Raw genomic sequence first — 9,922 nt, forward strand, 5'->3', positions numbered from 1 at the left:
GGCATGTACGCAGGGCGATCGCACGTCGTGCTGCAGCGCGCGTTCCGGGTCTACCGGCACAGCTGGCTGGTGATCCTCACCGGCTTCTTCGAGCCGCTGTTCTACCTGTTCGCTCTGGGTACCGGCCTGAAGAACCTCGTCGGCACGGTCGTCGGCCCGGGCGGGCAGGCGATCAGCTACAGCGCGTTCATCGCGCCCGCACTGCTCGCGTCGTCGGCGATGAACGGCGCCGTCTACGACTCGACGATGAACGTCTTCCACAAGCTGCGCTCGAAGCTCTACGACGGGATGCTCGCCACCTCGCTCGGGCCGATGGACGTCGCGATCGGCGAGATCGGCTGGGCGCTGATCCGCGGCGGCCTGTACGCCGCGGGCTTTATGGTCGTGATGGCCGTCATGGGGCTGATGGCCTCGCCGTGGGCGCTCGCGATGCTGCCCGCGTGCCTGCTCATCGCCGTCGCCTTCGCCGCCGTCGGCATGGCGGTGACGTCGTTCATGCACTCGTGGCAGGACCTCGACTACGTGCAGCTCGCGGTGCTGCCGATGTTCCTGTTCAGCGGCACCTTCTACGGGCTGGACGTGTACCCGCGCTGGCTGCAGCTGGTCGTGCAGTGCCTGCCGCTGCAGCACGGCATCGCGCTGCTGCGCGACCTGAACGCCGGCGTCGTCGGCCTCGGACTGCTCGGCCACTGCCTGTACTTCGTCGTCATGGCAGGCCTCGGGCTGGTCGTGGCTGCGAGGCGGCTGGACGCGTTGCTGCTGCGTTGAGCCGGACTGGTAACGTGGTCTCTCGTTGCCCGCCAGCGGGCCGGACAACTGCACACGCGCCGCTAGCTCAATCGGCAGAGCAGCTGACTCTTAATCAGCGGGTTGGGGGTTCGATTCCCTCGCGGCGCACCGACGCAACCAAGATCAAAGCAGCTCCGTGGTCGATCCTCGACCACGGAGCTTCTTCGATCATCGGCCGGTTCAGCGGGACGCGACCGGCTCCCGCGCGGCGACGGCGGGGGCTGCGCGCTTCGCGGTGCCGTCCGCGTCCCGCGCCCGCCACAGCACGAACATCGTCGCCGCGACCCAGACGACGGTGAGCAGGAACCCGGCGAACCCGAGCCCGGTCGCCGCGCCCGAGGTGGACGTCAGCTGCACGACACCGCCGGCGAGCGCGACGACGCCCAGCAGCGCCGACAACGCCCGGTGCCAGGTCGGGGACGCTCCCGCGGCGGCCGCCAGAGCGACCCCGGCCACCACGAGCGCCGGACCGGCGTAGAACACCGCCCGCTCGAGCGTGAACGCAGCGAGCAGCGCCGACGGGTCGAGGTCGGACGCGTGCGCGGCCAGCCCCGCCTGCACCACGCCGCCGAGCACGCCGATGGCCACCAGCGCGCCGCCGCCCGTCCGCACCGAGCTACCGGCCGCCCCGCCGACGGACCGTCCGAGCGCGACGAGCAGCGGCAGCAGCGCCACTGCGGCGACCGCCGCCAACGTGCTGCCGGCGACCACCGTCGAGTGGTGGTCGGCGAAGTAGTCGGCCACATGGGCCGCGCTCGGGTGACCTGAGGGCGGCGGCGGCAGCAATGGCCCGGCGCCCACACCGACGAGGACGAAGACGGCGCCACCGAGGAGTGCCGCGCGACGGTCAGACATCGATGGTCTCCTCGGCCGCCTCGAAGTCGACGATCTCGGTGCCGGCGCTGCGCATCCGCGCCTGCTCGAAGGCGGGGAACAACCGCTCCGACGCGAACCGGTCGGCGTCCGCGCGCGACTCCCAGATGTCGACGATGTGCAGGGCCCCTGCCTTCTCGCCGACCCAGTGCGACCGGCGTCCGGCGATGGGGGCGGATCCGAGCGCGTCGAGCACGCGGTGGTAGTCGTCCAGGTTCGCGTCCGGCGTCTTGGTGATGTGGATGTAGCTCATGCTGGCCTCCGGGTCGGGGTCGTGCTGACCCCGTCACCCTCTCGGCGCAGCCGCCCCGCCGACATCGTCAGGACTACTCATTCGACTGCTCATTCGCGTGCATCCACGCAGCCAGCTCGCTGCGTCGGTTGAGGCCCAGCTTGCTCAACACGTGTTGCACGTGGTTGGCGGCCGTGCGTTCCGACAGCACGAGCCGTTCGGCGATCTGCCGGTTCGTGCAGCCCTGCGCGACCAGCACCGCGACCTCGCGTTCGCGCGGGCTGAGCACGTCGTCGCAGTCGGCGAGCATGGTGTCGATGCGGCCGACCCACGGGGTCATCGCCAGCCGCTCGGCGACCGGCCGCGCCGCGCGCAGCACCGCGGTCGCCTCCGCCATCCGGCGTCGGGCCTGCAGCACGACGGCGAGCTCGACCTGCGCCTCGACCGCATGGCCGGGCAGGCCGATCCGCCGGCAGGTCGCGACCGCGTCGCGCAGTTCGCGCTCGGCGAGCTCGTGGTCGTCGAGCGCCGCGGCGCACCTGCCCAGCATCAGCGTCACCGGGCCCAGGTAGTTGCCGACCCCCGCGCCGCCGACGAGGTGCCGGTCGCGGTACGGCACCAGCAGGTCGCGCAGGAAGGCGACGTCGTCGCGGCGGCCGAGCGCCACCGCGACGCCTGCGCCGACCGCGGCGGCCGAGATGACGAAGTACGGCGGGATCCGCCAACGGTGCGGCGGTCCGGGCCGCTCGTAGAGCGCGGCCGCCTCGTCCAGTCGCCCGAGATCGCACAGCGCGAGCGCCGGGCCGATGTAGCCGAACAGCTCGGCCCGCAGCTGTCCGGCCTCCTCCGGGCGCTCCGCCGCCGTCTCCGTCGCCATCGGCGTGTGCCCGCAGTGGTGCCCCACGCTCGTCGCCAGCGAGATGAACGCCCCGAACCCAGCGGGGTGGCCGAGCGCCCGCATGAGCGCGAAGCCCTCGCCGGCGAGTCGCATCGCCTCGCCGTAGTCGCCGCGCGCCTGGGCGAGCACGGACCGCGCCACGAGCAGGTGCCACTGCGGCAGCGGGCTGCGCAACCGCTCGACGCAGGCGGCGAGGCGGGCGACCTCGCCGTCGATGTCGGGCAGCGCCGCGACCTCCCACAGCGCGTCCAGCCGCCAGAGGCGGCCCCACATCTCGATGTCGGCGCGGTCGCGCCGGCGGCCGAGCGCCGTCATCCGCTCCGTCAGCGCGAGCCGTTCGTCGCGGTGATCCGGCCCGCTCACGGTGAGCTGCCGGGCGCGCAACGCCGCGACGACGGCCTCGTCGTCGCCCGACCCGTCGGCCAACCGCAGCGCATCGGACGACACCGGCAGCGCCTCGTCCCAGGCCCCGCGGTGCACGAGCGCCTCGGCACGCCGCGCGAGCACCCGGGCACGCAGGGCGACGGCATCGTCCGGCAGGACCGCGAGCGCCTCGAGACACCAGGCGCCGACCGACTCGTCGATCAGGCGGTCGCCCACCGGCTCGAGCGCGAGGGCAGCACGGGCCAGCAGCGTCGCGTCGCCGAGTCGACGGGCGAGCTCGACTCCGCTCGCGCAGCTCCGCTGGGCCTCCCGGCTGCGTCCCGCGCTCGCCTCGCACTCGGCGCGACCGATGAGCAGGTCGGCGCGGGTCACCTCGTCGAGCGCAGCACCACCGCTGTCGAGCGCGAGCGCGAACAGTCGCCCGGCCTCCTCGTAAGCGAAGCGGCCACGCGCCTGCTCGCCCGCCGCGCGGGCCCACCGCACCGCGGGCGCACGGTTGCCCGTGACCGCGACGGCGGCCGCGTGCCGGGCCAACTCCGCGAGGTGGTCGTCGAGCGCGCCGGCGTGCAGTTCCTCGATCGCCGCGGCCGCACGCTGGTGCAGCTCGACCTGCTGCGGCAACGACAGGCCGTCGAGCAGGGCCGCGTGCACGAGCGCGTGGGCGAACCGCACCCATCCGCCGCCGACGTGCACCAACAGGCCGGCATCGATCGCCTCCTGCGCGAGGCCGAGACACTCCATCGTCGACCGTCCGACGCAGTGGGCGAGCACCGACAGCTCGGCCTGCTCACCGACCACGCTCGCGGCCAGCAGCAGCTCCTGCACCGTCGTGGGCAGTCGCGCCAACCGCTGGCGGCTCACGTCGAGCACGGTGCGGGGCACGCGGCGCGACGGATCGACGGCCCACCCCCGGCCGAGCTCGCGCAGGTAGAACGGGTTGCCCCGCGCGAGGGCGACCGCTTCGGCGACCAGCTCGTCGCTCAGCCCGTCGCCCGCGGCCGCCCGCAGACACGCCTCGCTGTCGGCCTCGCCGAGGGGACGCAGGTCGAGCCGGGTGACCGTCAGGTCGGCGAGCAGGTCACCGCCGACGGCGGACCAACCGGCCCCCGCATCGTCCGGACGCAGGGTCGCCAGCACGGCCACGCGCTCGTCGCCGAGGCGGCGCACGACGTAGGTCAGCGCGCGCACCGACGACTCCTCGACCCACTGCAGGTCGTCGATCACCAGGACGAGCGGTGCGGCCGCGACCAGCGCGCCGCGGATGGCCTCGAAGACCGCGAACCTGTCGTCGCCGCCCACCGCATCGGGGCCGAGCAGGTGCCGCCACAGCCCGTAGGGCACCTCGTCGGCCGTGACGGCACCGCGCGCCCACCGCACGGTCCACCCCTCGGTCGCCGCGGTCTCGGTCGCGGCGCGCAGCAGCGTCGTCTTCCCGATCCCCGACTCGCCGGCGACGATGGCGACCGCCGGGCGCCCGGCACCGGCCGCCGTCACCGCTGCCCGCAGCGCCGCGAGCTCCCCGGCCCGCCCCCACACCTGCACGCGCGCAGGATAGGGCCGCCGCCCACCTCGGTCAGGTCGATCAGTCGACCGATGCCCGCACGGCGGCCGCGGTGGCCTCGTCCGCCGGCAGGAACGTCTCGATGCTGAGCTCGGCGACGGTGACGTCGACGGCCGAGCCGAAGTGCGTCATCGTGCTGATGAAGGTCAGCTCGCGGTCACCCTCGCGCAGCCGCAGCGGCACGACGATGGCCCCGGACGACACCGGTGCGCGCCCGCCCGGCAGCGCGGCGAGCTCGGCGTGCAGGGCGAGCAGGTCGGGGTCGTCGGCGAGCGCCGCGTCGTGGGCGAGGCGGTCGAGCAGGTGGCCGCGCCACTCGGCGAGGTTGACGATGCGCGGTGCCAGACCCTGCGGGTGCAGCGCGAGCCGCAACACGTTGACCGGCGGCTCCAGCAGCGCCGGCGCGACCCCGGCGGTGAGCCGGCCGACCCCGGGGTTGGCGGCGACCATCGTCCACCCGCGGTCGACCACGACGGCCGGCCACGGCTCGTACGCGGCGAGCAGCACGTCGAGTGCGGCCCGCACCGGCGCCATGGGTGCCGCCGCCAGGTTGCCGGACGAGTAGACCGGCGCGTAGCCGGCGGCGAGCAGCAGGTCGTTGCGTGCACGCAGCGGCACCTGCAGGGCCTCGGCGAGGGCGAGCACGAGGGCGCGGCTGGGCTGCGAGCGTCCGGTCTCGACGAAGCTGAGGTGCCGCGTCGACACCCCTGCGGCGAGGGCGAGCTCGAGCTGGCTGCGGCGCCGGCGCGTGCGCCAGCCGCGCAGCAGCGCACCGACAGCGGCACGGTCGCCGGTCACCGGGGTGGTCGTCAGGCCGCTGGTCATGCCCGGAACGCTAGGCCGTCGGGCGCGGCGCCGCCGTTACCTGCGAGGTCATCGCGGCGCCGTCGTCGCCGTGGTCGGCTGGGTGCACGACGAACCGAGGAGGCCGACCATGGACGCCACCACCGCCCGCTTCGACCGCACCCTGCGCATCGTCATGTGGTGCGACGCGAGCCTGTCGACGGCGATCGTCGCCGTCGGGGTGATCGGCGCCCCGGTCGCCGCCGCCGTGCCGATGAGCGACACCGCGCGCTTCGTACTGGCCATCGCGGTGCTCGTCACGGCGGTGCTGCTCGCGGCGTTCGGGGCGGTCACCGCGGTGGTCCTCATGGTGCGCCTGCACCGTGGCGTGCCGGGGCTGCCGCCGCGGCTGTGGCTGCCGCTGCCCGATCCGCTTCGTCCGGCTGCGTACCGACGGCACCATTCGGGACCTCGTGTGAAGTCTCTGTCAGCCCTTCGGCAGGACCAATGACCTGCGTCACAGCGGCTCACACCGTGTTCACTGAGCCGGTCGGCCCGCCCTCCCCCCGGCGGGCCGGCACCAGGAGCCCCACGTGCGCGGTGAAACCATCACCTCCGATTCGGCGCTGCTCGCCGACCACCACCGGTCGGACGCCGGCCCTCTCGTCGAGCGCTGCGCCGGCCCGATCTTCGACGACGCACCGATCGGGATGGGGCTGGTCCGTCCCGACGGTCGCTTCCTGCGCGCCAACGCCGCCCTCTGCGCGTTCACCGGGTACAGCGAGCCGGAACTGCTGACCCGGACGTTCCAGGACATCACCCACCCCGACGACCTCGCGCTCGACCTGCGGCACGTGCGCCGGGCGCTGGCCGGCGAGATCGACGGCTACTCGATCGAGAAGCGCTACCTGCGGGCCGACGGACGCGCGGTCTGGGCGGTGCTGAGCGCCTCGGCGGTGCGCGACGACGCCGGGCAGGTGCAGTGCTTCATCAAGCAGGTGCAGGACATCGACGGCTACAAGCGGATGGCCGAGCAGCTGCAGACGACCAACCGCGAGCTCGAGGCCGCCGCGCGGGCCAAGGACGAGTTCCTCGCCAGCATGAGCCACGAGCTGCGCACGCCGCTGAACTCGATCCTCGGCTTCACCGACATCCTGCTGATGGAACTGCCCGGCGCGCTCACCGGCGAGCAGCGCCAGCAGCTCGACATCGTGCACGCGAACGGCAAGCAGCTGCTGTCGCTCATCAACGACCTGCTCGACCTCGCCAAGCTGCAGTCCGGCCGCTACGAACTCAGCCCTGAACCGGTCGACGGCGGCTCGCTGGTGGACGAGGTCGTCGACAGCCTCCGGCCCCTGGCCGCGCAGCAGGCGCTGACCCTCGCCGCGGTCGCCGCCTCGCCCGCACCGACGACCTGGTGCGACCGCCGGGCGCTGAGCCAGGTGCTGCTGAACCTCACCGCCAACGCCATCAAGTTCACCGAGCACGGCGGCGTCACGGTGCGCGTCGAACCCGTCGCCGGCGGCGTGCGCTTCAGCGTCGCCGACACCGGCCCCGGGCTCAGCGAGGACGAACTCGCGCTCGCCTTCGTCGCCTACCGCCGCCTCGACAGCGGCGGGCTGCGCCGCTCACAGGGCACCGGACTCGGCCTGCACATCTCGCAGCGCCTGGCCGACCTGATGGGCGCGCGGCTCACCGTGCATTCGACGCCGGGAGCCGGCGCGACGTTCGCGCTCACCGTGCCGCACGCGGCGACGCACTGATGGCCCGCATCCTGCTGCTCGAGGACACCCCGGACACGGTGCGGCTGATGACCTATCTGCTCGGCGCGGCCGGCCACGAGGTGCTCGTGGCCACGACGCTGGCCGACGCCCGCGGCGTGCTGCACGGCGAGGGCATCGACCTGTCGCTGTTCGACCTGCAGCTGCCGGACGGCAGCGGCTACGACCTGCTCGCCGAGGTGCGCGCCGACCCCTCGGTGCCGCACCACCCGATCATCGCCGTGACGGCGCAGGCGATGCTCACCGACCGCGCCGAGGCCCTCACCGCCGGCTTCGACGGCTACCTCTCGAAGCCGATCGAACCCAGGTCGTTCGCCCGCGCCGTGAACACGTACCTGCCGGTGGCGCTGCGCGGACGCGACCTGCACGGCCCCGCCGACCCTCCGGAGCCGCGTCCGGCGGCCGGCCCGCGGGCGTCCAGCGGCGCGATCACCCTCGGGGTCGTCACGCCGTTCGTCGGACGCTGGTACTTCAGCGAGATCGTCGGCGGCATCGAGGAGGCGCTGCAGAGCCACGACGCCAACATCGTGCTGCACTCGACCGGTGTCGACGCCTCGCCCAGCCCGCACGCGCAGTCGGCGGCCGATCGGCTGCGCGGTCGGGTCGACGGGCTGCTGGTCGCGTCCATCGGCCTCGACGACCCGTCGGTCGCCGGGCTGACGGCGCTCGGCGTGCCGCTCGTGCTGCTCGGCACCAGCGCACCGGGCCACGCCGGCGTGCGCATCGACGACCGGCTGGGCGCCCGGCAGGCGGTCGAGCACCTCGTCGCGCTGGGGCACCGGCGCATCGGGCTCATCGGCGGCGACCCGGGCGAGGGCGGGTTCGTGCCCGAGGTCGAGCGCCTCGCCGGGTACCTCGAGGTGCTCGGCGAGCACGGCGTCGACCCCGACCCGCGGCTGCACCGCGACGGCGGCTTCAGCGCCCGTGGCGGGTACGCGGCGATGCGCGAGCTGCTACGGGTGACGCCGCACCCGACCGCGGTCTTCTGCATGTCCGACGAGATGGCCTTCGGCGCGCTGCACGCGATCAACCGGGTCGGACTGCGGGTCGGCGTGGACATCGCCGTCGTCGGCTTCGACGGCCACGAGCACAGCGAGATGTTCGACCTCAGCACGGTCGCGCAGCCGGTGCGCGCGCTCGGGCGGGTGGCGACGGCGACGTTGCTGACGCAGATCGTCGCGCCGGGTCCGGCCGGCGACGTGGTGCTGCCGACGACGCTAAAACCGCGCGCGTCGACCCTCGGCCGTCACCGCTCGGGCATGCGGGGCGTCGGCATCGACCAGCGGCGCCGGGCGGCGAGGACGCGCACCACGAACACCGCGACCGCGGCCGGGATCTCCCAGGCCAGCGTCAGCGCACCCGCCTCGTGGGCCGCGACGACCAGCACCGCCCCGACCGCCGAGGCGAGCGCGTAGATCTCGCGGCGCAGCACCAGCGGGATCTGCCCGAGCAGCACGTCGCGCAGCACGCCGCCGCCGATGCCGGTGAGGATGCCGAGGGCCACGGCGCCGGCCGGGCCGAGACCGTGGTTGAGCGCGAGCCGCGTGCCGGTGACGGTGAACAGGCCGAGGCCGGCGGCGTCCAGGACGACGATCGGCCGGCCGAGCCGGCTCACCCGCGGGTGCCAGACGAAGACGACCACGGACGCCACCGTCGGCACGGCGAGGTAGAACCAGTGCCGCAGGGACGCCGGCGGCGTGGCCCCGAGCAGCACGTCGCGCAGGATGCCGCCGCCGATCGCCGTGACGGTGCCGACCACGACGACGCCGAAGACGTCGAGCCGGGCGCGCACACCGGCGAGCGCACCGGACAGCGCGAACACGGCCGACCCGACGAGGTCGAGCGCCAGCTGGGCGGCGGGCATCGGCCCAGGCTAGCGGCGGGCGGCGCCCCACTCGTCCGGGCGCCCGAGCCGCCGCACGGTCGGCTCGAGCAGCAGCGGCACCACGCTGGAGGCCACGAGTGCGGCACCGACGAGGGTGGCGGTCGCGCCGCCGATCGTGCTGAGCAGCGCCCCGGCGACCACCGGCGCGACCGGGGTGAGCCCGCCGGAGACGAACTCGGCCGCGCTCTGCATGCGCCCCTGCAACTCGTCCGGCGTCACGAACGACAGGTAGGCGCCGATGCCCGCGTTGTTGGCCGGCAGCAGGAAGGTGCCGACGGCGAGCAGGGCGCCGATGACCCGCACGTCGGTCGTCCAGGCCATCGGCACGACGACGGCGGCGAGGACGAGGCCGGTGACCACCGTCGTCACGCCGGTCGGCAGCCGCTGCACGTGCCGCGAGATCACGACGGCGCCGAGGATGCCGGCGCCGGCGGCGATCGCGTCGATGGCGCCGATGGCCGCTGGGTGCACGCCGGCCCGCACCAGCCGCAGGGTGATCGACACGAACACGTAGCCCATGGCGAGGTTGAGGATGCCGCCCCAGATCATCATCGCCCGGGCCGCGTGCTGCGACCACAGGAAGCGCAGGCCGTCGAGCACGTCGGCGCGCAGCCGCCGCGGCCCGGTCGCGACCGGTGAGGGCAGCGGCGTGCGCACGAAAACCGTGGCGACCGCGAACCCGGCGAACGTGACCGCCTCGACGGTGAACCGCAGCGAGGCGGCGACCGCGAACATC

The 9,922-nt window shown here is 74.2% G+C and carries 8 protein-coding genes, 1 tRNA gene and 2 pseudogenes; 5 read left to right on the forward strand and 6 right to left on the reverse strand.

What is annotated here, in order from left to right:
* Both ACTHMS_RS15790 and ACTHMS_RS15795 read left to right on the forward strand, forming a co-directional pair.
* A partial coding sequence (locus tag ACTHMS_RS15790) for an ABC transporter permease (protein WP_440307625.1) occupies window positions 1–768 on the forward strand: 768 nt, incomplete at its 5' end.
* 56 nt (window positions 769–824) lie between these two features.
* Window positions 825–897 (forward strand) — tRNA-Lys (locus ACTHMS_RS15795).
* A gap of 72 nt (window positions 898–969) precedes the next feature.
* Here ACTHMS_RS15795 and ACTHMS_RS15800 read toward each other — a convergent pair.
* The 4 genes from ACTHMS_RS15800 to ACTHMS_RS15815 form a co-directional block, all read right to left on the reverse strand.
* Window positions 970–1,644 (reverse strand): hypothetical protein, encoded by a 675-nt coding sequence (locus tag ACTHMS_RS15800; protein ID WP_440307626.1) that lies wholly within the window; start codon window positions 1,642–1,644, stop codon window positions 970–972.
* Window positions 1,637–1,915: a hypothetical protein gene (locus ACTHMS_RS15805; RefSeq protein ID WP_440307627.1), complete on the reverse strand. Its 279-nt coding sequence runs from the start codon at window positions 1,913–1,915 to the stop codon at window positions 1,637–1,639. The genes ACTHMS_RS15800 and ACTHMS_RS15805 overlap by 8 nt, the downstream gene beginning before the upstream one ends.
* Window positions 1,916–1,988: 73 nt before the next feature.
* Window positions 1,989–4,718, reverse strand: coding sequence for an ATP-binding protein (locus tag ACTHMS_RS15810; protein WP_440307628.1), 2,730 nt, complete (start codon window positions 4,716–4,718; stop codon window positions 1,989–1,991).
* A gap of 40 nt (window positions 4,719–4,758) precedes the next feature.
* On the reverse strand, window positions 4,759–5,562 hold the full coding sequence (locus tag ACTHMS_RS15815) for an MmyB family transcriptional regulator (protein ID WP_440307629.1): 804 nt from the start codon (window positions 5,560–5,562) through the stop codon (window positions 4,759–4,761).
* A gap of 109 nt (window positions 5,563–5,671) precedes the next feature.
* Between ACTHMS_RS15815 and ACTHMS_RS15820 the strand changes: the two genes are divergently transcribed.
* From ACTHMS_RS15820 to ACTHMS_RS15830, 3 genes and pseudogenes are all read left to right on the forward strand, one after another.
* On the forward strand, window positions 5,672–6,031 hold the full coding sequence (locus ACTHMS_RS15820) for a hypothetical protein (RefSeq protein ID WP_440307630.1): 360 nt from the start codon (window positions 5,672–5,674) through the stop codon (window positions 6,029–6,031).
* Window positions 6,032–6,113: 82 nt separating this feature from the next.
* The gene (locus tag ACTHMS_RS15825; protein WP_440307631.1) at window positions 6,114–7,283 is read left to right on the forward strand and encodes a sensor histidine kinase; all 1,170 of its coding nucleotides are present in this window, start codon (window positions 6,114–6,116) and stop codon (window positions 7,281–7,283) included.
* Window positions 7,283–8,527 (forward strand): annotated as a pseudogene (locus ACTHMS_RS15830) (substrate-binding domain-containing protein); the annotation flags it as partial. The gene ACTHMS_RS15825 and the pseudogene ACTHMS_RS15830, both read left to right, overlap by 1 nt.
* A gap of 20 nt (window positions 8,528–8,547) precedes the next feature.
* Here ACTHMS_RS15830 and ACTHMS_RS15835 read toward each other — a convergent pair.
* Together ACTHMS_RS15835 and ACTHMS_RS15840 are read right to left on the reverse strand one after the other, a co-directional pair.
* The gene (locus ACTHMS_RS15835) at window positions 8,548–9,165 is read right to left on the reverse strand and encodes a trimeric intracellular cation channel family protein (RefSeq protein ID WP_440307632.1); all 618 of its coding nucleotides are present in this window, start codon (window positions 9,163–9,165) and stop codon (window positions 8,548–8,550) included.
* Between the two features lie 9 nt (window positions 9,166–9,174).
* Window positions 9,175–9,922, reverse strand: a pseudogene (locus ACTHMS_RS15840) (hypothetical protein); the annotation flags it as partial.

The sequence above is a fragment of the Jatrophihabitans sp. genome, assembly GCF_051960575.1.
In the GTDB taxonomy this organism is placed as follows: Bacteria; Actinomycetota; Actinomycetes; order Mycobacteriales; family Jatrophihabitantaceae; genus JBQCEE01.